Below are 23,284 nucleotides of genomic sequence, written 5' to 3'. Positions count from 1 at the left end.
TTTTCTTTATCAATTATAACCGACATCTCCCACCCAAAAATCCTTTACAAATTTAACTCTTAAGTCTAAAACTAAGTCTAATTCTTTTAAAATATTTTTCACAGTTTTGTAATCTTTTTTATAAAAATAACATTCTGCAAGATAAGGTATAACTTTTGATTTTATATTTTTATCTTTAACTGCTTCTTTTAAAAATTCAGTTGCTTTTTCCATATCACTTAATCTTAGGTAAATTCTCCCTAAAAGAAAATAAACGTATGGGTCTTCTTGAATAGATAAAGATTTTAAAGCATAATTTTTTGCTTCTTCTATCATAAAATTTTTAAACTCTTCATCAACTATGTTGTATAAAACAAAATCCCAATAGATTTGGGCCAAATTTTTATATAATTCTGCCTTTTCATCATCTTGTATATTTTCTTTTGATAGTTTATTTTCCAACTCATGAACTTTTTGTGTCATTTTTTTTTCCATTTTTGAAATCATACTAAACGCAAGTAATCTAATCTCATCAATAGGATTACTCAAATTTTCTTTTACTATATTAAAAACAAAAGGAGATTTTAAATCAGCTAAAGCTAAAAAAGCTTTTTCTTGTAAATGTTTAGGTACATTTTTACCTTTTATTAAACTCACTATCCCACCTTCCCCAAAATTCCTTCCATAAAAATCCATATCTTCATTATAAACCTCATCTAACGAAAAAGCCTCAACAGGTTTATATTCAATGTTTTTTTGTGCTCTTAAAAGATATATAGACAAAACAAAAAGAAAAATAAATCCAATTACAAATGTTAAAAATCCAAAAAGAAATAAGAAAATAAAACTTCTCTTTTTGTTATTTCTATATTTTTTTGGTATAAACATTAATAATGTACTAGAAAGTAGAAAGATAGCAATACTATGAAATAAGATATATATTCCTAAACCAATATACATATTTTCGTTAAAGATAAAAATAATACCAGTTAATTCACTTATAAGAGAATAAAAAATATTCTTCATTTTCTTATACCTTCATTATCTTTGATTGTATCAAAATAATTATAATTTGTGTAAATTTCAATTAGTATCTGTTTAATATCTTTATCTACGAGTTCTATCTTATATTTAATATTTTCTTCTAAAAATTTCTCCGAATAAACCTCTCTTATCATTTGAGTTATTCTTCTAACAAAACTTTGAGCACCACTAAATGGTGTAAATGGCAATAAAATTGGGAGAATAAAAACTCCTTTATCTATCTTCAATATATCCATTACATCAAGACCTCTAAGCTTTGTCTTTAAAAATAAAGGAAAATTTTGATCATCAGTTCTAACATAAAAAGTAACAATCGTAGATTCAACATTGAAATTTTTATACATTTGATACATTCTGTAAACTTCCTTTATAAAATCTACATTAAATTCTTTAAAGGACAATACAATTTCCTTTATATTCTTAAGGATATCCTCTTCCTTTAAAATATAGAACATAAATAAATTTATCATTAAAAGTGTATCTAAGTTCAATGATAAAAAGTTCATATCTTTTATAATAAAAAGATAATATAAGTTTTCTTCTTTTACAGGAATAACTGCTAAGTATTCTGAGTATTCTTCTATTTGTGAAATGTATGTTATAGCATCATCTTCTATAGCCTTTCTTATCAAAATATCATCAGTATAAATTTTAAAATCCTCATTTGTTGAAACAACGATTTCAAAGTTATTTTTTTCAGCAGAATAAGTAACAATGGCAGCATCATATATATTTTGTGTAGTAGACACTAGCTTTAATAAAAATTCTAAAGGTTCCTTTTCCTTTTTTGAAGTTAACATCTTTTCTCTTAAATCCAATATTACACTTCTTATACTTATTGGTTTAATAATATACTGTCTTTCAAGTTGATCATGAGATATATTTAAAAGCATTAATTCTCTAGCTAAATCTCTAAGTTTATCATATGTAAACTTAAATTTTTCTTCAGCTTTCATTAAGTTCTGTGACCAATAATGGTTAAACTCTGATGCAACTAAAGTAAATAAAAACATCCAAAGAAAGTAATTTAAATAAAATTCTTTATAGTAAAACATCATAACTACAAATATTAGGATTAAGATAACTACTCCAGCAGTTAAACCATAATAAAGTGTTAAAACAAGAATAGGTAATAAATAAAATAAATAACCATACTGAGAATTTATAAATAAAGGGTCATTTGGATTTGTATAAGCTCCAATCCCAACTAAAACTACAAAAAATAGTATAATTTCAGCTAAAAGTATCTTTAAACTTAAGCCGCTAAAAAATTTAGTCAAAAACATCTACGGAACTATTTTATTTAATATTTTTTGTGCTACAGTTGTTAAAGACTCGTGAGACCAGCCTGTCTTTGAACCAACAGCTGTATAAATAACTTTATCATTTTTAAGATCATATATTTTTAAGGTTATACTAACTGCAGGTTCAGCGTCAATTCCTGTTTTGTATCTAAACTCATTAACAGTTCCAGTTATAGCATAGTCATAATTCTCCTCTTTAAGCTTATTAATCATTTCTTTTATCTCTTCATGGCTATAATCTTTTTCATTATTAATAACAAAATTCCTAGCTATATATTCTTTAGAGTTTAGAACAGCGTAAGCAATGGAAGCTATCCTTAAACCAGCCAAAGGTGTTTCTGTATAGTTTTCAAAAGGAAGCACAACTAAAGTTTTATTCTTTAAATTTAAGTTAGCTTTTTCTGTATTAACTACACTAGAACATCCTGCTAAGAATAAAACAAACAGCCAAAGCACAAAAATTTTTTTCATTTCAGGCCTCCTCCTTTAATAACTTTTTTTCCCATTCCAAAGCTGTTTTACAAATTAATTCTAAATTATTATATTTGGGCTGCCATTTCATCTTATTTTTTATTTTTGAATTATCTGCTATTAAAATAGCTGGGTCTCCTTCCCTTCTTCCTGTAAATTCTACCTTAAAGTCTACACCAGAAACTTTTTTCATAGTATTTATAACTTCTAAAACAGAGTATCCATACCCGTAACCGCAATTAAATACGTCACTATCATTATCGGTTAAATATTCTAAAGCTTTAATGTGTGCATCTGCTAAATCATCTACATGTATATAATCTCTTATACAAGTTCCATCTTTTGTCGGGTAATCAGTTCCAAATACATACATCTTTTCTCTTTTACCTACAGCTGTTTCAGCTGCAACCTTTATCAAATGAGTTGCATTAGGGAACCTTTGACCTATTCTTATTTTTATATCAGCACCAGCCACATTAAAATACCTAAGAATTATATATTTAAAATCAGGATAAGCCAAGCCACAATCTTTTAAAACAGTCTCACTCATGAGTTTACTCATACCATAAGGATTTATAGGTTTTGTCGGAGTTGTTTCTTTGACAGGTATTTCGTAAGGCTGGCCATAAACAGCTGCAGTAGAAGAAAAAATGAATTTGTTAACATTATTGTCTAAACAAAGTTTAATTAAATTTGTTGTATTTACAGTGTTATTCATATAGTATTTAATAGGATTTTTAACACTTTCTGGAACTATTATACTTGCTGCAAAATGTATAACTGCATCAAATTTTTTAGCTTTTATTATTCCTTCTATTAAAGGAAAGTTAGATAAATCAGCTTCTATAAAATCTAAATTTTCTTCCTTATTATTAATTTTTGCTATTTCTTTTAAAGTTTTAATTGTTTTTATTGATCCTGTTGATAAATTATCTATAATAGTAATGTTATGATTAGTTTCATCTAATAGTTGTTTAACAACATGACTTCCTATATACCCTGCTCCTCCAGTGATTAAAATATTCACAATAAATCTCTCCTTTAAAAGATAATAGTTTTAGAAGAAATTATAACATGTTTGAATTTTATTCTTTGTGAAAATTTCGTAAAAATAAAAAAGAATTTAAAACTTAAGAAATACGAGATAGAGGTTTAAATTGGGGGAGGGAAAAATAGATAAAAGATCCCCGGCGTCGACCTACTTTCCCGATCGGTCTCCCGATCAGTATCATGGGCGCTGGTGGGCTTAACTGCCGGGTTCGGAATGGTTTCCGGGTGTTTCCCCACCGCTATGGACACCAGGGTTTCTTGACAATTGAATAAGGTAGTAGAATAGTAGATAGAAGAAGGCCAAGCCAAACGGGCTATTAGTACTGCTTGGCTCCACCCGTCACCGAGCTTCCACCTGCAGCCTATCTACGTGGTAGTCTCCCACGGCCCTTCAGGGATACCTTATCTTGAGGTGGGCTTCACGCTTAGATGCTTTCAGCGCTTATCCCGTAGCAGGATGGCTACCCAGCGCTGCTCTTGGGGAACAACTGGTACACCAGAGCCTGCCCCATCCCGGTCCTCTCGTACTAGGGATGGCTCCTCTCAAGTATCCTGCGCCTGCGGCGGATAGGGACCGAACTGTCTCACGACGTTCTGAACCCAGCTCGCGTGCCGCTTTAATGGGCGAACAGCCCAACCCTTGGGACCTACTTCAGCCCCAGGATGCGACGAGCCGACATCGAGGTGCCAAACCCCGCCGTCGATGTGGGCTCTTGGGCGGGATTAGCCTGTTATCCCCGGAGTAGCTTTTATCCGCTGATCGCATGCCCTTCCACGCGGAACATGCGGGTCACTAAGCCCGGCTTTCGCCTCTGCTCGACTTGTCAGTCTCGCAGTCAGGCACCCTTATGCCTTTGCACTCTAACGGTGGATTTCCGACCCACCTGAGGGTACCTTTGGGCGCCTCCGTTACCCTTTAGGAGGCGACCGCCCCAGTCAAACTGCCCGCCTGACATTGTCCCCGCTGTGGATTACACAGCTGGGTTAGATTACCCACACACTCAGGGTGGTATCTCACCGGCGGCTCCAGCACCCCCGAAAGGGTGCCTTCTCAGCCTCCCACCTATCCTGCGCAGAGTATGCAGGCAATCAGTGTCAGGGTACAGTAAAGCTTCACAGGGTCTTTCCGTCCTGCCGCAGGTAGCCGGAATCTTGACCGGCACTACAATTTCACCGGGACTCTCCTCGAGACAGCGTCCAGATCGTTGGACCATTCATGCAGGTCGGAACTTACCCGACAAGGAATTTCGCTACCTTAGGACCGTTATAGTTACGGCCGCCGTTTACCCGGGCTTCGGTTCTGGGCTTGCACCCATCCCCTTAACCTACGGGCACTGGGCAGGTTTCACACCGCATACGTCCTCTTTCGAGTTTGCGCAGTGCTGTGTTTTTGGTAAACAGTCGCCTGGACCTGGTTTCTGCGACCCACCTTGCGGTGGGCACCCCTTATTCCGAAGGTACGGGGTCAGTTTGCCGAGTTCCTTGAGGAGAGTTACCCCGAACGCCTTAGGCTGCTAACCCACTCCACCTGTGTCGGTTTCCGGTACGGTCAGCTAACCTTCATCGGCCACGACATTGTTTCTTGGCAGTTTGAAGTCATCCTGGTTGAGCAGCTTTAAGCTGCTCTCCTCATCACGCCTCAGGCTTGTTTGAGGGACGGATTTGCCTATCCCTCACCCTCGGACGCTTGAAGGGTGCAATCCGTATCACCCCCAGGACTATCCTCCTGCGTCATGCCTTGGCCTCCAGTTAGCTGGTGCAGGAATATTAACCTGCTTCCCATCGGCTACTGCTTTCGCCCTCGCCTTAGGGTCCCGACTAACCCAATCCTGATTTTCATTGGATTGGAAACCTTGGAGTTCCGGCGGACAGGTTTCTCACCTGTCTTCGCTGCTACTCATACCAGGATTCTCACTACCCAGCAGTCCATCACTCCTTACGGTATGACTTCTTCCCGCTGGGTACGCTCCCCTACCGATTGCCTAAAAGGCAATCCCGCAGCTTCGGTGGCATGCTTAGCCCCGTTAAATTTTCGGCGCAGAGTCTCTCGACGAGTGAGCTGTTACGCACTCTTTAAAGGATGGCTGCCTCTAAGCCAACCTCCTCGCTGTCTTAGAGACTCTACATCCTTCTCCACTTAGCATGCACTTTGGGACCTTAGCTGGCGATCTGGGCTGTTTCCCTCTCGACTACGGAGCTGATCCCTCGTAGTCTCACTGCCAAGCTACCTTTCCGGGCATTCGGAGTTTGGTTGGGTTCGGTACCCCTTTCGGGGCCCTAGCCCAATCAGTATCTCTACCTCCCGGAAGGAACGCTTGACGCTGCACGTCGATGCATTTCGGGGAGAACGAGCTATCACGGAACGCGATTGGCTTTTCACCCCTATCCACACCTCATCCAACTGTGTTGCAGCACCGACTGGTTCAGGCCTCCAGACGGTGTTACCCGTCCTTCACCTTGGGCATGGATAGATCGTTCCGCTTCGCGTCTGCAGCATGCGACTTATAGCGCCCTATTCGGACTCGGTTTCCCTACGCCTTCGCCTAACGGCTTAAGCTTGCCGCATACCACAACTCCCTGGCTCATTTTCCAAGAGGCACGCAGTCGGACTATTATAGTCCTTCCACTGGCTTGTAGATCCATGGTTTCAGGTTCTCTTTCACTCCCCTTCCGGGGTTCTTTTCACCTTTCCCTCGCGGTACTATGCGCTATCGGTCAGCCAGGAATATTTAGCCTTACCCAGTGGTCTGGGCTGATTCCCACTACCTTTCACGGGGGCAGTGGTACTCGGGATCATATCCTAGGAAGACCTCCAGGTTTCGCATACGGGGCTTTCACCCTCTATGGCGTAGCTTTCCAGCTACTTCTGCTACCTGTCGGTTTTGTAACTTCCCCAGAAGCCGGCAGACTTCTGACGGATATGTCCCACTACCCCGACGTAGCTAAGGCTGCCGCCATGGCACTACGTCGGTTTAGGCTCTTCCCCGTTCGCTCGCCGCTACTTAGGGAATCCCTTTCGGTTTCTTTTCCTCGGGCTACTAAAAGGTTTTACTTCGCCCGGTTCGGCTCCTCTTTCGAGGATACCAGCCTATGGGCTGGTGGGTTTCCCCATTCGGGAATCCTCGGATCAACGCTCGCTTGCAGCTCCCCGAGGCTTATCGCAGCTTGCCACGCCCTTCATCCCTTCTGGCTGCCTAGGCATCCACCATGGACCCTTAGCAGCTTGGCCTTTCCTTCTACCTACTTCCTACTACCTTATTCAATTGCCAAGGTCCTTTTTTCTTTTCCTATGGAGACGAGGGGACTTGAACCCCTGACCCTCTGCGTGCAAAGCAGATGCTCTTCCATCTGAGCTACGTCCCCATTCCTATGGGCCTTAGTGGACTTGAACCACTGACCTTACCCTTATCAGGGGTACGCTCTAACCGCCTGAGCTAAAGGCCCTTAGCAGTTTATTAAGGAGACCAATGTAAAGAGCAGGCCTTTCAGCCAATTTTTTGTATAGGTTTTCCCTATAAAGGAGGTGATCCAGCCCCAGGTTCCCCTAGGGCTACCTTGTTACGACTTCGCCCCAGTCATCAGGCCCATCATCGGCCCCTGCCTCCCTTGCGGGTTAGCTCGGGGACTTCCGATGAACCCGACTCCCATGGCGTGACGGGCGGTGTGTACAAGACCCGGGAACGTATTCACGGCGACATTGCTGATTCGCCATTACTACCGATTCCGCCTTCATGGGGGTGAGTTGCAACCCCCAATCCGCACCACGACAGGGTTTAGGGGATTTGCTCCGCATTGCTGCGTTGCGTCCCATTGTCCCTGCCACTGTAGCGCCTGTGTAGCCCAGGGCATAAAGGGCATACTGATCTGACGTCATCCCCTCCTTCCTCCGACTTATCGCCGGCAGTCCCCTGTGAGTACCCGGCTTTACCCGCTGGTAACACAGGGCAAGGGTTGCGCTCGTTGCGGGACTTAACCCAACATCTCACGACACGAGCTGACGACGACCATGCACCACCTGTGCGGCGCGGCTATGAATAATCATAGCCTAGGGTACTTTCATACCCGACACACCGCATGTCAAACCCTGGTAAGGTTTTTCGGTTAGCATCGAATTAAACCAGACGCTCCACCGGTTGTGCGGGTCCCCGTCAATTCCTTTGAGTTTCAACCTTGCGGCCGTACTCCCCAGGCGGGATGCTTAACGCGTTAGCTTGCGGCACAGCCTACTTTCGTAGGCCACATCTAGCATCCATCGTTTACGGCTAGGACTACCCGGGTATCTAATCCGGTTTGCTCCCCTAGCTTTCGTCCCTCAGCGTCAGGACAGTTCCAGTCGGCCGCCTTCGCCACTGGTGTTCCTCCCGATATCTACGCATTTCACCGCTACACCGGGAATTCCGCCGACCTCTCCCTGCCTCAAGTCCAGCAGTTTGGAAGGCAATTCTACGGTTGAGCCGTAGGATTTCACCTTCCACTTACCAGACCGCCTACGGACCCTTTACGCCCAGTAATTTCGCGCAACGTTCGGGACCTACGTATTACCGCGGCTGCTGGCACGTAGTTAGCCGTCCCTTATTCCTGGGGTACCGTCATTATCTTCCCCCAGAAAAGGTGTTTACACCCCGAAGGGCTTCATCCACCACGCGGCGTTGCTGGGTCAGCCTTTCGGCCATTGCCCAATATTCCCCACTGCTGCCCCCCGTAGGGGTGCGGGCCGTGTCTCAGTCCCGCTGTGACCGATCATCCTCTCAGACCGGTTACCCGTCGTAGCCTTGGTGAGCCATTACCTCACCAACTAGCTGATGGGACGCAGCCCCATCCATAGGCGCCCAAAAGGGCTTTGGAGTCTCCTCATTATTGGGTATTAGCCACCCTTTCGGATGGTTATCCCCAACCTATGGGTAGGTTAGCTACGCGTTACTCACCCGTTTGCCGGTCGCCAGCACTATTACCCGAAGGTAATAGCCTGCTGCCCCACGACTTGCATGTGTTAGGCACGCCGCCAACGTTCGCGCTGAGCCAGGATCAAACTCTCCAAAGAAATCTTCGAGTTTACCCGCTCTTTAATTGGTCTCCTTATTCAACTGCCAAGGTCCTTTATCTCAGCCGATTATGGCTGCTGATTTTTGACAGATATTCAGTTTATCATACTTGACTTTTTTTGTCAAGTGCTTTTTATCTTTCTTATTCGCTTATTCATTTTTGGGATATATATTTTATCCCTTCTTTATCCTTTTGTCAAGTCTTTGTATGAGTTCTATACATCGTGAACACCTTCACCTAAAAATTTTATCATACTCCATAAACAATGTCTGCTGGTCTTTTGTATCCTAAAGAATGATGTGGCCTTATAAAATTGTACTTCCTTACATACTTCCTTAACTTCTTATTCATCTCCTCTAATGTGTAATCTAATCCCTCTATCAACCATAACTCCTCTTCTATTGTCCTTATCAATCTTTCTACAACACCATTAGTCTTTGGACTCCTTGGATAGCTAAAGTAATGCTCCACTCCTATATCCGTTAAATACTTGTTAAACTCCCCTAAAAACTCACTCCCGTTATCTGTTTGTACCCTCTTTATCTCAAATTCAAAATACTCATTTAACTCAATATAAAATTCTTTTGTTTTCTTTGAATTTTTACTTTCATATACCCGTGCAAAACAAAATCTGCTATACTTATCTATAGCTGTGAATTGGTAATATGTTGCACCTGCGATGTTCAGGTGTTTTACGTCTATTTGTACTACATCCCCTGGGGCTTGTGCTTGCAAGCCTCTTTTTGTCCTTTTCTTCTTTATACTCTTTTTTCTTTTGTTTTGTATTTTAATTGATTTTGTTCTCTCTATTAATCCTTCTTCTTTTAATACTTTATACACTGTAGATGGTGATACTTTTATGTTTTTTTCTTCTTGTAGATATGCCGATATTTTTTCTTTGCTCCAAGTTGGGTTTTGTTTCCTGACTTTTATTATTTGTTCTCTGTACTGATTTCTTATAGTTGGTTTTCTTGTGTTTTTTGGTGTTTTAGGTCTATCAAGAAGTCCTTCAAGTCCGTCTTTTTTGTATCTTTCAAACCATTTATAGAAGGTAGTTCTTGATATTCCGAAGTATCTGCAGGTTTTGGATATATTTTTTGTATCTTGGTAGTGCTGTATCCATTTTAGTCTTTTTTTGGCTTCTTTTGTTAAAGGAATGTCTTTAATCTTGTTTGATAGTTTTTTAGGAAAGAGTGTTGTCATATACATAGGGGTTCCTATAATACCTTTCATATAACCTACCTCCTGTTTTTGTTGAAATTATTTTAAAGGGGTAGGTGTTCACTGTGTATTGAAACTTATACACTGTTTTATGATAAAATTTAAAAAACTTTACGGGGAGAAAAAAGTGGTAAAGATAGCTGTTCCTATTATTGATGAAAATGTAGAAAATACACTATCAATTGCACTTTTAGAAAATGTAGATATTATAGAACTGAGAATAGACCAGTTTAAAAGTAAAGATTTAGCACATATATTAGGTATTATTAAGAAAGTAAAAGAAAAAGGATTTATAGCACTGGCAACTGTAAGAAGTAAACTTGAAGGTGGAGCTGATATTCCAGACGAAGAAAGGCTAAAAATATTTAGTAGCATAGCTGATTACGTAGATATGGTAGATATTGAATATACTTCCTTTAGAATAAATAAAGAAATTGTAGACCTTTACCACTCAAAAGGAAAAGCTGTAATAATGTCCTACCACGACTTTGAAAAAACACCTTCTGATGATTATATTCAATCTATCATAGATGAGAGTAAAACATTGGGAGCTGATATAGTGAAATATGCTTTTAAAGCAAACAGTTTTCAAGATGTGGCAAGGGTTATGTGTATTACCCACAGAAACAGAGAAAAAAATTTAGTAGCAATACTTATGGGAGAGATTGGAAAAGTCTCTAGAGTGGTAGCACCAGTGTTTGGGAGTTTGATAACCTATACGTTTATAGGTCAGTCCTTTGCACCAGGACAAATAGAAGTTCAAAAATTAAATGAACTTTTAGAGTTTTTTAACATACAAAAAGGATGGAAATTGGATTAAAAAGATATAAATTAATCCAAAATTTAAGTAGGAGGTTTTAAACATTTTAAAGTTAGAAGTACAAATACCTGTTGAAGCCTTTTTTAATGTAGTTGGAACAAGGGATGAAAATCTAAGATACTTTGAAGAACTTTTTAATCTAAAGATATTTGCAAGAGGAACATCAATAATAGCTTCCGGTGAAGAAGAAAACCTTGACAGATTTGAAGAGTTTATGGAAAAAGTATCTTCATACTTTGAAGTAGGTCATATACTATCACCTCAAGATATAAGAAACCTTGCGGTTGGATTTAAGCTTGAAAGAGAGAAGGAGGAAAAGGTAGAAAAAGAAGAAAGTATATCAGATACTATACTTTTTTCATACAAAAGAAAGCCTATTATGGCAAAAACACCTACTCAGAAATTATACGTTGAAACAATAAAGAAAAATGATATCACTTTTGGAATAGGGCCAGCTGGAACAGGTAAAACATACCTTGCAATGGCCGTTGCAGTCTCTTATCTAAAACAGAATAAAGTAAGTAGAATAATCCTCACAAGACCAGCAGTAGAAGCTGGGGAAAAGTTAGGATTTTTACCGGGTTCGTTAGAAGAAAAAGTTGACCCGTACTTAAGACCATTATACGATGCACTTTATGATATGGTTGACCCTGAGAAAGTAAACGATATGCTTGAGAAAAAAGTCATAGAAGTAGCACCACTTGCATTTATGAGAGGTAGAACATTAAACGATGCTTTTATAATTCTTGACGAAGCACAAAATACAACAAGAGAGCAGATGAAAATGCTTCTAACAAGAATAGGTTTTGGTTCAAAAGCAGTAATAACAGGAGACGTAACCCAGATAGACCTACCAAAGACAAGTCAGTCCGGATTAATAGAAGCTATAAAAATTTTAGATGGTGTAAAAGGAATAGGTTTTACACGATTCTCAGAAAAGGACGTTGTAAGACACCCTATAGTACAAAGAATAATAGAAGCCTACAACAAATACGAAGAACAAAACCAAAATGAAAAATAAAATACTAATAAATAAAGAAGTTTATGATAAAGAAATAACAAAAGAATTTGTAAAAAAAGCCGTAGAACAGATTCTAAAAAACCTTCAACTAGAAAATATAGAAATAAGTATAACACTTACAGATAACGATACAATAAAAAGTATAAATAAAGAGTGGCGTAATAAAGATAAACCTACCGATGTTTTATCATTCCCCTTTGGAGACACTATAGGTTATAAATACAGAGTATTAGGAGATGTGATTATATCTCTACCTTATGCAAAAAAACAAGCACAAGAGATAGGCTTTTCTTATAAACAGGAAATAGTAAGACTGCTTACACATGGTATTTTACACCTTTTAGGTTATGACCACGAAACAAACGAAGAAGATGCAAAGGTAATGTTTAACCTACAAGATAAAATCTTTGAAAAAGTTATCGACGAGCTACAAGTCCCATAGATATTAAGGCATTGTAAACTTTGTATTCATAATCTTTTCTACCGTTATAACGCCAGATGGCATCCCAAGTTAAACCGTATTTATTAATGTTTTCCCTTAGAATGTAAGCAGAAACCTTTATGTTATTGCAAGGGTCTAAGAGCTGTTCTGGCTGAAGGTGTAATCTTTTTATATTCCATACATTTATCTGACCTATTCCAACATCGTAGTTATAACCATTGTCATGTAGATATCTAACATAAACCATAGCTTCTGTTAAAGATTTTGGATTTATTACTTTAACTGATTTTCCATTTTGGTTTATATTTATAACCCAAGGTCTAAATCCTGATTCTACTTTTGCAATTGCAACAAGTAATGCTTGAGGAATGTTATAAGTAGTAGATGCTTCGTAAAAGCAACGGTTTAAATCTTCACTTAACGCAAAAGTTGGTCTGACAAAGAAAGCAAACACTAAAAGTCCTATTAAAAAGTTTAAAAAATTTTTATTCACCATTAAAAGTTATTATATCAAAAATTATCAAAATTTTTTGCTATACTATTAACTAAACTTTCGGCAGTTTGGAGGAAAAAATGAGAAGTGATGAAATAAAAAAGGGAATAGAAAGAGCTCCCCATAGAAGTTTACTTAGAGCATGCGGACTTAAAGATGAGGATTTTGGAAAACCGTTTATAGGAGTTGCAAACTCTTACATAGATATAATCCCAGGGCACGTTCACCTTCAAGAGTTTGCAAAACACGTAAAACAGGCTATTAGAGAAGCTGGTGGAGTTCCTTTTGAGTTTAACGTTATAGGTGTTGATGATGGAATAGCTATGGGACACTCTGGTATGTTTTACTCTCTTCCAAGTAGAGAGTTGATAGCAGATAGTGTAGAGACAGTCGTTCAAGCCCATAAATTAGACGGTTTAGTTCTAATTCCTAACTGCGACAAGATAGTTCCCGGTATGATAATGGCAGCTGCAAGGGTAAACATACCTACTATTTTGGTAAGTGGTGGTCCTATGGCAGCAGGCCATACTCAAACAGGCAAACCCATAGATTTGGCAACAGTTTTTGAAGCTGTAGGGTCTATCAAAAAAGGTTTAATAAAAGAAGAAGAACTTTTAGATATTGAGTCCCATGCTTGTCCTACTTGTGGGTCTTGTTCTGGAATGTTTACAGCAAACTCTATGAACTGTCTTGCAGAAGTTTTAGGAATTGCCCTTCCTGGAAACGGTTCAATACTTGCAGTTGATCCAAGAAGGATAGAGCTTGCAAAACAAGCAGGAAGACAGATAGTTGATCTTGTTAAAGCTAATATAAAATTCAGAGATATAGTAAACTATCAAACTATTGAAAATGCTTTCACCCTTGATATAGCTATGGGAGGATCTTCAAATACAGTTTTACACCTTTTAGCTATAGCCCACGAAGCTGGAATTGAGTTCCCTATGGAAAAGATAGATGAAATCTCAAGAAGAACACCAACACTTTGTAAACTTGCACCCGCTTCCCAATACCATATGGAAGATTTAGATAAAGCTGGAGGAATTTACGCAATACTAAAAGAGTTATCTAAAAAGAATCTATTACATTTAGATAGACCTACTGTTTTAATGAAAACCTTAGGAGAAGCTATAAAAGACGCAGAAATAAAAGATTACAATGTTATAAGACCTATAGATAATCCTTACAGTGAGACTGGAGGACTTGCAGTACTCTTTGGAAACATAGCACCAAATGGCTGTGTAGTTAAAGCTGCAGCTGTAGACCCTAAAATAATGGTACATAAAGGAAAAGCTGTTGTTTTTGATAGTGAAGAAGAGGCTATAGAAGGGATAACAAACGGAAAAGTAAAAGAAGGAAACGTAGTTGTTATAAGATACGAAGGTCCAAAAGGTGGTCCCGGAATGAGAGAGATGCTTGCTCCAACATCTACAATAATGGGAATGGGACTTGGAGATAAAGTATCCCTTATAACAGATGGAAGATTTTCTGGTGCTACAAGAGGAGCATGTATAGGACACGTATCTCCAGAAGCTGCAGCTGGAGGACCTATAGGTATAATTCAAGATGGAGATGAGATACTTATAGATATACCAAATAGAAAGATAGAATTATTGATACCTCAAGAAGAGTTTGAAAAGAGGATGAAAGAGTTTAAACCTAAGAGAAAAGAGATACCAAGTCCTTGGCTTAGAAGGTACTCTAAGTTTGTTACATCTGCAGACAAAGGTGCTATTTTATCAGATGAATGTAGTTAAGGAGTAAAGAATGAAAACTATAAAAAGTGCAGAAAGTGTCTGTCAAGGGCATCCTGATAAAATAGCAGATATAATAGCAGATGCTATATTAGATGATTTACTATCAAAAGACCCTTATACAAAAGCTTCTATTGAGGTCTTAGTCACAATGGGTCTTGTCCATATAGCAGGTGAGATATCTACCGACGCTTACGCTGACATTCCTACGATAGTGAGGAACACACTTATAGAAATAGGGTACACAAAACCGGAATACGGTTTTGATGGATACACAGCTGGTGTGATAACAACCATAAACGACCAAAGTCCAGAAATAGCCTTAGGACTTCCCTCAGACAGAGCTGGAGATAGTTGTATCGTTGTGGGGTATGCAACAAACGAAACAAAAAATTACATGCCCCTTCCTTGTAATGTAGCAAACGAAATAACAGAAAAACTAACTATCCTAAGAAAAAACGGTACATTACCCTTTTTAAGACCAGATGGTAAAGCTTTAGTCAGTGTTGAGTATGAAAATGAAATACCTGTTAGAGTAAAAAGTATAGCTATAATGGTTCAACATGAGCCATACGTTACAGAAAAAGATCTAAAAGAAGCAGTTATAGAAGAAGTGATAAAAAAGCTAAAGTATAAAGAATATATAGACGAAAAAACAAATGTAGTTATAAACCCTATTGGAAGATTTATAATAGGTGGACCGATGGCAGACACAGGACTAACAGGTAGGAAAATTGCAGCTGACGCCTACGGAACAGCTTGTCCAAACGGTGGAAGCGCCTTTTCTGGTAAAGACCCTACAAAAGTAGACAGGTCTGCCTCTTACTTTGCAAGGTTTATAGCAAAAAATATAGTTTCAAGAGGATTTGCAGATAGATGTAAGGTTGAGATGGTTTATGCTATAGGTTCAGAGTATCCGTTAGTTGTAAGCATAGATTGTAAAAATGGAGAAAAAATTGAAAAAAAACTTCGCAAATTTAGTGTAAGTGATATAATAGAATTACTAAAACTTAGAAAGCCTATATATAAGAAGGCGACATTGGAAGGACATTTTGGGAAAGAAGATGATGAATTTTTATGGGAAGAAACAGAGAAACTTTTTGATTTATTTTTAAAGGGGGACATAGAATGAAAACTAATGAAGAGTTAAAATTTTATGATTTTGAAGTGTTTAAGGCTTTAGTAGAAATAGAGATAGAAAGGATTAAAAGATATGGAAAAAGTAAACATTTTTCAATAGCATTTTTATACTTTCCTTCTATTACAAAGCTTTTACAAGAAAATAAGCCGAAAGATATAGATATATTCTTCAAACTAAGAGAAAACATTAGAAGTGTAGATGTTTTATCTCCTGTTGATGATGATTTTGTATTTTTATTCTTTCCTGAAACAGATAAAAATCAAGTTGTAAAAGCTATAGAAAGAATAAAAAAGTCTGTAAAAATAGAGTTAGTCGAAGGTATAGCCTCATATCCAGAAGATGGAAAAACTTCAAGAGAGCTTTTTGACTATATGGTAAAGATAATGAACGACAAACTTTTACCTATTATCGAGATTTAGTTTATCTATCTTTAAAAAGTGGGTTGCGCAGGATATACAAGGGTCAAAGTCTCTTACTATATATTCTCCATAGCTTATTAAAGTCGATTCGTCTTTTAACTCTTTATTTGTTAGGTTTTTTCTTAGTAACTCTTCCATTACAGATTGGTTTTGAGATGTAGGTGGGATTATATTTGCCTTCTCTATTAATCCATTAGAATTGATTTTATAGTAATGCCATAGTATTCCCCTTGGAGCTTCTGACACTCCTGTCCCTTCCCCTTCAGAAACTTCGTATTTTTCATTTTTAAGGCTGTTTTTTTGATACAGATTTATTAACTCTATAGACCTTTCTATACTATCTAAAATCTCAATCACCCTTACTATTATCGTTTTAGACATATTTCTTTCTACTGGTTTTACTCCATACTTTAAAGCTATCTTTTTAGAGTTTTCTGTTAGATTATCAAAACTGTTATTAAACCTTGCTATAGGTCCTACAATATAAGTTTTTCCATCTTTAGTTTTACTGTACTTTGCTGTTGAGTGAGGTTTTTCAAACTCGTAAAAGTACTTTAAAAACTCATCTTTATCTAAGCCAACGCCTGTTGACAAGTATATTTTGCCTTTTAGTATTGGATAGTGATCTTCCTCTTTTAATGATACAAAGAGTATATCTTCAGGAAGAAGATGCTGTGGGAAGTTTAACGTTGATAAGAAGTCTAATATCTCTAAAGAGTAATCGTAGGATTTTTCCAAGCTTGGAATAAGGGATTTTATCTCTTCATCCTTTGGAAAGTGGGTAAAACCTCCTACACATACTGTGACAGGATGAACATCCCTTCCTCCTATTACTTCAAGTATCTTTCGACCTGTTTGCTTTATAAAGAGAGCCTTTTTAGATAAATCTGGATTTAACTTTAAAAATTCAAAGAAAGAACTTAAACCTAAAAAATCTGGAAGGTGCATAAAGAATACGTGTATAGCATGACTGTGAATCCACTCTCCGTAGTAAAATAGTCTTCTAAGGTCTTCAACTTCTTTACTTACCTTTACATTAAATACACTTTCAACAGCTTGAATACCACTCATCTGATAAGCAACGGGACAAATACCACATATCCTTGCTGTAATATCCGGTATAACTTCAAATCTTTTACCTTTCAATATAGATTCAAAAAACCTTGGTGGTTCAAATATGTTTAGAACTACATCTTGAACTAAATCATCCTTTAATATGAGTTTTAAAGTTCCTTCTCCTTCTACCCTTGTTAAAGGTTTTGCTTCCATAGTTTCTCCACAAATAAATGGTTGTAAGGATTTAAACTGTTTTCAATGAAATCTCTTATACCCCAACCTTTTTCCTTAAATAGGTTATAAAATGCTTCAATGTTTGCATCTTTGTAAGGACCAAAACAGCCGTAACATCCCCTATTCACAGATGGACATAAAGCGTTACATCCTGCTGTTGTAATAGGACCTAAACATGGCTTGTTCAAAACAAGCAAGCAGATATTACCTCTTCTCTTACATTCAAGACAAACAGGGTAATTGTAATTATGAGGACTTTTCCCTATTAAAATAGAGTTTATAAAATCCTTTACAACATCTGTTGATACTGGACATCCTCTAATCTCAAAATCAACTTTTACCACCTGAGATATAGGTAGAGCATTTTCAAGAACGTTTTTAGTAATATCTACAGTGTTATACACTGTTTTAATATCATCTATGTTTCTAAAATTTCTGATAGATTGAACTCCTCCTGAAACTGCACAAGCACCAATACCAACAAGAACTTTACTTCTTTCCCTAATATCTTTTATCCTCTCAATTTCCTCAGTTGTAGATACAGACCCTTCCACAAAAGAAAAATCAAAGTACTCATAGTTGTTTACAGATTGACCTTCTAAAAAGTAATCTATACTAAAGTTCTCTAACTCAGCTAACTCTCCAGAAAGGTTTATAAAAGAAAGCTGACAACCATCGCAAGAAGAAAACTTAAATATACCTACTCTCATCAAACACCTTTTTTAGTGTAAAAGTACTCTATATCTTTGTAGTTAAACACTGGACCGTCTTTACAGACAAAGTAAGGACCTATCATACAGTGTCCACATGTACCAACAGCACATTTCATATGTCTTTCTAAAGATACGTAAATGTTTTCTTTTTTTATATCTTTACTTTTAAGTATTTCAATAACAGCGTTCACCATAGGGTCAGGACCACACATAAATACAACACTATCTTTATCTATCTCTATCTCTTTTACTAAATCTGTGATTAATCCCACTTTTCCCTTCCACATTTCATTTTTTATATTCAAAATCGTTCTAAAATCTATTTCTTTTTCCCATTCCCCAATCTTTTCTCTATAAAGGATATCATCGTAGCTTTTTGCACCGTAAAGTGAAATTACATTTTTAAATCTATGCTTTTGTTTTATAACCTCTTCTAACAGCCATCTTGTAGCGGCAAGTCCTAAACCACCAGAGACAACGATAATATCTTTTCCAAAAGCTTTATTGGTAGGCCACAGATTACCGTAGGGACCTCTCAGATGTATAACATCTCCTTCCCTTACTCTATCAAAGTACCCTGTTACATCTCTTACTATCCTGATAGTGTTTACCATGAAACCGTCTCGGTAATCAGCTATTGTAATTGGGGCTTCTCCTCTACCGATTGCGTAAAACATAACAAACTGTCCGGGCTTTGGATTATTTAAATTTACTTCTACATTTACAGTTACTGTGTTGTAATTCTCTCTATAAACCTTTAAAATTTTCCCTTCTGTTAAATCGTAAGGTTTCATAAAATATCTCTCACATTGTTTGTTTCTACTTCAATATCTATTTTAGCTGGACACCATGTAATACATCTTCCACATCCTACGCAACCCACATCTCCAAACTGGTCTTGCCAGTATGCCATTTTGTGGAGTAACCAGTGTCTGTACCTAAAAGAGATTTTATCCCTAAGATTGAATTTATGAACCGTTGCAAAAGTTGGATTAAAACAAGAGTCGTAAACTCTCACCCTTTCAGAGTAACTACCATCTAGAGAATTTCTCTCAACTATATCGAAACAGAAACACGTAGGGCAGACTTGTGTACAACTTGAACACCCAAAGCATCTAATTCCAATATTTTCCCAGTAAGGATGGTCAATCTTTTTATAAAGGTCTTCTTTTAGGTTTTCCTTGTTTATACTTTTTTTAATTTTAGTGTAAGTTTGAGTTAGGACTTGATTTTTTTCTTTTATATCATCTTCTTTTGCTTCTTGCAAAACTAATCCTTCTAACAATCTCTTTCCTTTTTCTGTTTTAACTTCTAACAAGAATCCGTCTTTTAACTCAGTTAAAACTATATCAGCCATATAATCGTTGTTAAAATCTACATTCATAGAACTGCAAAAACATACATTTGATACTTCACTACAGTTAACGGCTACGATGAATATATTTTCTCTAAGTGCTTTATAGTAGTCATCAGGATAGTTGTTTTTATTTATAAAGACATCATCTAATATAGACAAAGCCTTTAAATCACACTTTCTAACATCAAAAAAAGCCATAGGTCTTTTAACGTGTGTGCTTTCAAAGTAAATTTTTTCATCTTTTTTATATACTTTGTATAAAACTTCCTGAGGTGGTCTTAAAAAGTTTTTTAAGGTATTTGAAGGCCTTACATAACTAATGTAATTTTTTTCAGTATCTGATACAAAATAGGTTCCTGCATACTCTATCTGTGTCTTTCCAAAAGGAATAGCATCAAAACTTGGATTTTCTCTATACTGTATTACACCGTTATCGTAAACGGGAGAGATAACTTCATAACATTCTTTAAGTTTTTCATAAATCTGTCTCAATGTGGTAATATCTATTTTAAAAGCCATTTAAAACACCTTAATTTACTTGTATTTTTAAGTATAACCTCTTTCATTTAAAAAGACAATAAAAAATGATAAAATTATTCTCAAATTTTTTTACAGGAGGATAGTATTATGAGAAAAGTTTTAGCACTTACAACAACACTATTAATCACAGCTTCTTCCTTTGCTATCACTAAGCAAGAGGCAGAAAAAAAGATACAGTCTTATATAGGAAATACGAAAGATTACGTTGTAAATGTATGTGAAAATGATAAGTATTTTATCGGAGAAGTTAACTTAAAAGGATACGGGAATCTATCTACAGTAAGAATAGTTTACGTTAACAAACAAACAGGGGATATAATACCGGAAATGGCTCGAGCTTCTGATTTTTGCTATATGCAAAAGTAATAATGAAAAGAATTGGAGTGCTTACAAGCGGCGGAGACTGTCCTGGGCTTAATGCCTGTATTAGGGCAGTTGTCCGGACTGCAAGCTACTATAACATCGAAGTTATAGGGTTTATGAGAGGATTTAAAGGTTTAATAGATAATGACTACAAAGTGTTAGATTATAAAAGTGTTGCTGGGATACTTCAAAGAGGTGGAACTATACTACTTACAGCCAGAGAGCCAAGATTTAAAGAGTACAGCTACAGGAAAAAAGCCTTTGAGAACATAAAAAATTTAGGTATAGACGCTTTGTTTGTGATAGGTGGAAACGGTAGTTTCCAAGGTGCATACCTTTTACATAAGGACTTTGATTTAAACGTTATAGGAATTCCAAAAACAATCGATAACGATATATACGGTACTGAGTATGCAATAGGTTTTGACACAGCTGTTAACAACGCAATGGAAGCTATAGACAAAATAAAAGATACAACAATGTCCCATGAAAGGGTTTTTATTGTAGAAGTAATGGGAAGAGACAGTGGATTTATAGCACTGGAAGTTGGAATGGCTACAGGAGCTGAAATAACACTTATACCAGAGTATCCTCTTCCAATTCACGTGATAGAAGAAAAGATTTTAAAAGCAAAGGAGATGGGAAAAGGATTTGCTATCATTGTTTTGGCAGAAGGTGTTGCGTCAGCAAAGGAACTTGCAGAAATACTAAATCAAAGGTTAAAAGATAAATCTATAGGAGAGATAAGATATCAAGTTTTAGGATATATTCAAAGAGGAGGAAGTCCGTCAGCTTACGATAGGATTATGGCTTCTAAATTTGGCGTTTTTGCAGTAGAAAAGTACATGGAAGGGAATAAAAACTTTATGGTAGCTTACGAAGACGGTCAATTAAAAATAAAACCTCTTGAAATTTCTTTTGGAAAAATAAGGATACCTAACATTCAAGAGTACGAAATAAACAACATTCTCTCACTATGAAAATAACAGATGTAAGAATATATCCTTTTGATACTGGAAGAATAGGAGGAAGAGTCAGAGCTGTTGCAGAGATAGTTATAGACGATATCCTTTTAATCCGAGATATAAAGGTCATAGAGTCAAAACATGGAGGGCTTTTTATAAACTTCCCAAAGAAAAAAAGTAGCTCCAACAGATTTTTAGAGATAGTAGAACCATTATCAAAAGAGTTTGCAGAAGAGGTAAGAAGAGCTGTAGTCGATAAATACAAAGAGTTGATTAACATAAATCTGGAGGAAAACCTTGATTAAAAAAATAGTCTCATTTTTAGGAAATGTAAAGTTAGGAGTCATCTACCTTATCCTACTTGCGATCTTGTCTGTATTAGGTTCTACTTACATTAAACAGGGAGAAACGTATATAACGTACTACAAAGAGTACGGTGAAATCCCTGCGAAATTAATATGGCTTACTTGGTTAAATAATGTATTTCATTCTTGGTACTACCAACTTTTGATAGTTTTAGTTGCTATAGCAGTTATATTTGCAACGATAGAAAGATTTCCTGCCATTTACAAAACTGCCTACGGTAAAGTTGAAAAAAAACTTCCGGAAGGAATGTTAAAAAAACCTTCAACTATCCATCTTAGGTATAGTAAACCTTTAGATGAAGTTTTAAACTACATAGTTAGTGTAATACACAGACTTGGATTTAGAAAGGTTGAGGCTATAAAGGAAAGTGATAACGTTGTTTACCTTTACGCAGAGAAAGGTAGAATATCAAGGATGGGAATGCTTGTAACCCATGTGGGTATCATAGTTTTTCTAATAGGTGCTTTTATGGGTTCTGTTTTAGGTGTAAGGGGACAGATAGAGATTCCAGAAGGGGAATCTGCAGACTACATAAGAAAATACAGAGAAGGGTCTTTAATTCCGGGAGATGAAACCTATAAACTACCTTTTAGTATATACCTTAAAAAGTTTGAACTTGAGTTTTATGATAGTAAAGAGTTTGCAGGAGCTGTAAAATCTTACAAAAGTACGGTAGATATTATCAAGGACAGAGAAGTAGTAAAATCCGGTGTAATTGAAGTTAACAAACCTATGGAGGTAGAGGGTTATAGAATATTTCAAACATCTTACGGTAAAACAGGAGAGATAAAAGAAGCAAAGTTAGTTGTATTTAGGTACGATGAGTTGTTGTCTTTTATGAATGAAGGGATGTTGATAAACCAAAAACTTGCCCAAGAAACAGATGAAGAAAAGAAAAAAGAGTATGAAAAACAGCTTAGAGATTTAGACAGAAGATGGATGGAGTTTATATCAAAAGCAACTAAACTTGATTACACTTACAAAAATCCTAACCTAAACTTTGATTCTGTACAACTTCAAATAAAAAATACAACTCTTAACTACAAAAACCCTATGCTTGCTCAACAAGACGTTTACGACCCTTTAATGATTGCCCAAGTAAACTACAACCAAAAAGAGTTTAATATTCCCATACCTTCAGACCCGTTTGTTGCCATCCCTGCTTACGAAAAATTTGCTAAACCTTACCAATTCCCTTATGTTATCCTTATCGATTCATTCCAACCAAGATACTTTTCAGGATTACAAGTTAGCTATTTTCCTGGAACTAACCTTATTTGGATTGGAACAGTTATAGTAGTAGTTGGAACTATGCTTGCGTTTTATACAGTTCATAGAAGAGTGTGGGTAAAGTTAGAAAAAGATCAAGAAAACCAAACTAACGTTTACATCGCTTTTTATTCTCAAAAGTTTAGAGAGTCTTTTCATGAGAAATTAAAACAAGAGTTAGGAATATGATAAAATACTTAAAACTTACAGTAGAGATTCTGA

Annotated in this window: 20 protein-coding genes, 2 tRNA genes and 3 rRNA genes; 10 read left to right on the top strand and 15 right to left on the bottom strand. The window is 36.8% G+C overall.

Annotated features, from left to right (window positions below; all coding sequences use genetic code 11):
- Positions 1-9: 9 nt before the first annotated feature.
- From SULAZ_RS04450 to SULAZ_RS04405, 10 genes are all read right to left on the bottom strand, one after another.
- Positions 10-1,005 carry a tetratricopeptide repeat protein gene (locus tag SULAZ_RS04450; protein ID WP_012673877.1) on the bottom strand — a complete coding sequence of 332 codons (996 nt, stop codon included), beginning with the start codon at positions 1,003-1,005 and terminating at the stop codon, positions 10-12.
- Complete coding sequence (locus SULAZ_RS04445) at positions 1,002-2,309, bottom strand: PelD GGDEF domain-containing protein (RefSeq protein ID WP_012673856.1); 1,308 nt, start codon at positions 2,307-2,309, stop codon at positions 1,002-1,004. The genes SULAZ_RS04450 and SULAZ_RS04445 overlap by 4 nt, the downstream gene beginning before the upstream one ends.
- Positions 2,310-2,798, bottom strand: a complete 489-nt coding sequence (locus SULAZ_RS04440; RefSeq protein WP_012674433.1) for a lipoprotein — start codon at positions 2,796-2,798, stop codon at positions 2,310-2,312.
- Position 2,799: 1 nt separating this feature from the next.
- Positions 2,800-3,825, bottom strand: coding sequence for a UDP-glucose 4-epimerase GalE (gene galE / locus SULAZ_RS04435; protein WP_012673695.1), 1,026 nt, complete (start codon positions 3,823-3,825; stop codon positions 2,800-2,802).
- Positions 3,826-3,983: 158 nt separating this feature from the next.
- Positions 3,984-4,101, bottom strand: a 5S ribosomal RNA gene (gene rrf, locus SULAZ_RS04430).
- A gap of 43 nt (positions 4,102-4,144) precedes the next feature.
- Positions 4,145-7,077, bottom strand: a 23S ribosomal RNA gene (locus SULAZ_RS04425).
- 61 nt (positions 7,078-7,138) lie between these two features.
- Positions 7,139-7,211 (bottom strand) — tRNA-Ala (locus SULAZ_RS04420).
- A gap of 7 nt (positions 7,212-7,218) precedes the next feature.
- Positions 7,219-7,292: transfer RNA gene (locus SULAZ_RS04415), tRNA-Ile, on the bottom strand.
- A 72-nt stretch (positions 7,293-7,364) separates the two neighbouring features.
- Positions 7,365-8,889 (bottom strand): 16S ribosomal RNA (locus SULAZ_RS04410).
- The 16S, 23S and 5S rRNA genes sit together here with 2 tRNA genes alongside, the layout of an rRNA operon.
- A 251-nt stretch (positions 8,890-9,140) precedes the next feature.
- Positions 9,141-10,124 (bottom strand): IS481 family transposase, encoded by a 984-nt coding sequence (locus SULAZ_RS04405; RefSeq protein WP_012673450.1) that lies wholly within the window; start codon positions 10,122-10,124, stop codon positions 9,141-9,143.
- 79 nt (positions 10,125-10,203) lie between these two features.
- Here SULAZ_RS04405 and aroD point away from each other — a divergent pair, with 79 nt between their 5' ends.
- The 3 genes from aroD to ybeY all read left to right on the top strand — a co-directional run bounded on the left by aroD (position 10,204) and on the right by ybeY (position 12,395).
- Positions 10,204-10,932, top strand: coding sequence for a type I 3-dehydroquinate dehydratase (aroD, locus tag SULAZ_RS04400; protein WP_041675826.1), 729 nt, complete (start codon positions 10,204-10,206; stop codon positions 10,930-10,932).
- Between the two features lie 214 nt (positions 10,933-11,146).
- The gene (locus SULAZ_RS04395) at positions 11,147-11,953 is read left to right on the top strand and encodes a PhoH family protein (protein ID WP_012673690.1); all 807 of its coding nucleotides are present in this window, start codon (positions 11,147-11,149) and stop codon (positions 11,951-11,953) included.
- A complete protein-coding gene (gene ybeY, locus SULAZ_RS04390; protein WP_012674612.1) occupies positions 11,943-12,395 on the top strand; it encodes an rRNA maturation RNase YbeY in 453 nt (150 codons plus the stop codon). Before SULAZ_RS04395 ends, ybeY begins: the two co-directional genes overlap by 11 nt.
- Here the strand turns inward: ybeY and SULAZ_RS04385 are convergent.
- A complete protein-coding gene (locus tag SULAZ_RS04385) occupies positions 12,370-12,891 on the bottom strand; it encodes a lytic transglycosylase domain-containing protein (RefSeq protein WP_012674656.1) in 522 nt (173 codons plus the stop codon). The two genes, ybeY and SULAZ_RS04385, sit on opposite strands and share 26 nt — an antisense overlap.
- 77 nt (positions 12,892-12,968) lie before the next feature.
- Here SULAZ_RS04385 and ilvD point away from each other — a divergent pair, with 77 nt between their 5' ends.
- From ilvD to SULAZ_RS04370, 3 genes are read left to right on the top strand one after another with little or no spacing between them, the layout of a single operon-like run.
- Positions 12,969-14,642 carry a dihydroxy-acid dehydratase gene (gene ilvD, locus SULAZ_RS04380; RefSeq protein ID WP_012674810.1) on the top strand — a complete coding sequence of 558 codons (1,674 nt, stop codon included), beginning with the start codon at positions 12,969-12,971 and terminating at the stop codon, positions 14,640-14,642.
- Positions 14,643-14,652: 10 nt separating this feature from the next.
- Complete coding sequence (metK, locus tag SULAZ_RS04375; protein ID WP_012674006.1) at positions 14,653-15,771, top strand: methionine adenosyltransferase; 1,119 nt, start codon at positions 14,653-14,655, stop codon at positions 15,769-15,771.
- On the top strand, positions 15,768-16,199 hold the full coding sequence (locus SULAZ_RS04370; RefSeq protein WP_012673515.1) for a nucleotidyl cyclase domain-containing protein: 432 nt from the start codon (positions 15,768-15,770) through the stop codon (positions 16,197-16,199). The genes metK and SULAZ_RS04370 overlap by 4 nt, the downstream gene beginning before the upstream one ends.
- Here SULAZ_RS04370 and SULAZ_RS04365 read toward each other — a convergent pair.
- The 4 genes from SULAZ_RS04365 to SULAZ_RS04350 are packed head-to-tail and all read right to left on the bottom strand — an operon-like array spanning position 16,179 to position 20,078.
- Positions 16,179-17,468 (bottom strand): Ni/Fe hydrogenase subunit alpha, encoded by a 1,290-nt coding sequence (locus SULAZ_RS04365; protein WP_012674555.1) that lies wholly within the window; start codon positions 17,466-17,468, stop codon positions 16,179-16,181. The two genes, SULAZ_RS04370 and SULAZ_RS04365, sit on opposite strands and share 21 nt — an antisense overlap.
- A complete protein-coding gene (locus SULAZ_RS04360; protein ID WP_012674983.1) occupies positions 17,450-18,199 on the bottom strand; it encodes an NADH-quinone oxidoreductase subunit B family protein in 750 nt (249 codons plus the stop codon). The genes SULAZ_RS04365 and SULAZ_RS04360 overlap by 19 nt, the downstream gene beginning before the upstream one ends.
- On the bottom strand, positions 18,199-18,996 hold the full coding sequence (locus SULAZ_RS04355) for an FAD/NAD(P)-binding protein (RefSeq protein ID WP_012674202.1): 798 nt from the start codon (positions 18,994-18,996) through the stop codon (positions 18,199-18,201). Before SULAZ_RS04355 ends, SULAZ_RS04360 begins: the two co-directional genes overlap by 1 nt.
- Complete coding sequence (locus SULAZ_RS04350; RefSeq protein ID WP_012674745.1) at positions 18,993-20,078, bottom strand: 4Fe-4S dicluster domain-containing protein; 1,086 nt, start codon at positions 20,076-20,078, stop codon at positions 18,993-18,995. The genes SULAZ_RS04355 and SULAZ_RS04350 overlap by 4 nt, the downstream gene beginning before the upstream one ends.
- A 108-nt stretch (positions 20,079-20,186) precedes the next feature.
- Between SULAZ_RS04350 and SULAZ_RS04345 the strand changes: the two genes are divergently transcribed.
- From SULAZ_RS04345 to resB, 4 genes are read left to right on the top strand one after another with little or no spacing between them, the layout of a single operon-like run.
- Positions 20,187-20,465, top strand: coding sequence for a hypothetical protein (locus SULAZ_RS04345; protein ID WP_012673987.1), 279 nt, complete (start codon positions 20,187-20,189; stop codon positions 20,463-20,465).
- Positions 20,466-20,467: 2 nt separating this feature from the next.
- Positions 20,468-21,442, top strand: coding sequence for a 6-phosphofructokinase (gene pfkA, locus SULAZ_RS04340; protein ID WP_041676036.1), 975 nt, complete (start codon positions 20,468-20,470; stop codon positions 21,440-21,442).
- Positions 21,439-21,732: a SpoVG family protein gene (locus SULAZ_RS04335; protein ID WP_012674193.1), complete on the top strand. Its 294-nt coding sequence runs from the start codon at positions 21,439-21,441 to the stop codon at positions 21,730-21,732. The genes pfkA and SULAZ_RS04335 overlap by 4 nt, the downstream gene beginning before the upstream one ends.
- Positions 21,725-23,251: a cytochrome c biogenesis protein ResB gene (resB, locus tag SULAZ_RS04330; RefSeq protein WP_012674353.1), complete on the top strand. Its 1,527-nt coding sequence runs from the start codon at positions 21,725-21,727 to the stop codon at positions 23,249-23,251. The genes SULAZ_RS04335 and resB overlap by 8 nt, the downstream gene beginning before the upstream one ends.
- Positions 23,252-23,284 lie beyond the last annotated feature (33 nt).

The organism is Sulfurihydrogenibium azorense Az-Fu1 (assembly GCF_000021545.1).
Taxonomy (GTDB): domain Bacteria; phylum Aquificota; class Aquificia; order Aquificales; family Hydrogenothermaceae; genus Sulfurihydrogenibium; species Sulfurihydrogenibium azorense.
The sequence above is the reverse complement of the archived record's forward strand: the minus strand, read 5'-3'. Positions and strand labels throughout refer to the sequence as shown.

Coding starts and splice junctions, on each gene's coding strand:
- SULAZ_RS04450 (WP_012673877.1), bottom strand. CDS start 1,005: ATGAAGAATATTTTTTATTCTCTTATAAGTGAATTAACTGGTATTATT.
- SULAZ_RS04445 (WP_012673856.1), bottom strand. CDS start 2,309: ATGTTTTTGACTAAATTTTTTAGCGGCTTAAGTTTAAAGATACTTTTA.
- SULAZ_RS04440 (WP_012674433.1), bottom strand. CDS start 2,798: ATGAAAAAAATTTTTGTGCTTTGGCTGTTTGTTTTATTCTTAGCAGGA.
- SULAZ_RS04405 (WP_012673450.1), bottom strand. CDS start 10,124: ATGAAAGGTATTATAGGAACCCCTATGTATATGACAACACTCTTTCCT.
- aroD (WP_041675826.1), top strand. CDS start 10,204: ATGATAAAATTTAAAAAACTTTACGGGGAGAAAAAAGTGGTAAAGATA.
- SULAZ_RS04395 (WP_012673690.1), top strand. CDS start 11,147: ATGGAAAAAGTATCTTCATACTTTGAAGTAGGTCATATACTATCACCT.
- ybeY (WP_012674612.1), top strand. CDS start 11,943: ATGAAAAATAAAATACTAATAAATAAAGAAGTTTATGATAAAGAAATA.
- SULAZ_RS04385 (WP_012674656.1), bottom strand. CDS start 12,891: ATGGTGAATAAAAATTTTTTAAACTTTTTAATAGGACTTTTAGTGTTT.
- ilvD (WP_012674810.1), top strand. CDS start 12,969: ATGAGAAGTGATGAAATAAAAAAGGGAATAGAAAGAGCTCCCCATAGA.
- metK (WP_012674006.1), top strand. CDS start 14,653: ATGAAAACTATAAAAAGTGCAGAAAGTGTCTGTCAAGGGCATCCTGAT.
- SULAZ_RS04370 (WP_012673515.1), top strand. CDS start 15,768: ATGAAAACTAATGAAGAGTTAAAATTTTATGATTTTGAAGTGTTTAAG.
- SULAZ_RS04365 (WP_012674555.1), bottom strand. CDS start 17,468: ATGGAAGCAAAACCTTTAACAAGGGTAGAAGGAGAAGGAACTTTAAAA.
- SULAZ_RS04360 (WP_012674983.1), bottom strand. CDS start 18,199: ATGAGAGTAGGTATATTTAAGTTTTCTTCTTGCGATGGTTGTCAGCTT.
- SULAZ_RS04355 (WP_012674202.1), bottom strand. CDS start 18,996: ATGAAACCTTACGATTTAACAGAAGGGAAAATTTTAAAGGTTTATAGA.
- SULAZ_RS04350 (WP_012674745.1), bottom strand. CDS start 20,078: ATGGCTTTTAAAATAGATATTACCACATTGAGACAGATTTATGAAAAA.
- SULAZ_RS04345 (WP_012673987.1), top strand. CDS start 20,187: ATGAGAAAAGTTTTAGCACTTACAACAACACTATTAATCACAGCTTCT.
- pfkA (WP_041676036.1), top strand. CDS start 20,468: ATGAAAAGAATTGGAGTGCTTACAAGCGGCGGAGACTGTCCTGGGCTT.
- SULAZ_RS04335 (WP_012674193.1), top strand. CDS start 21,439: ATGAAAATAACAGATGTAAGAATATATCCTTTTGATACTGGAAGAATA.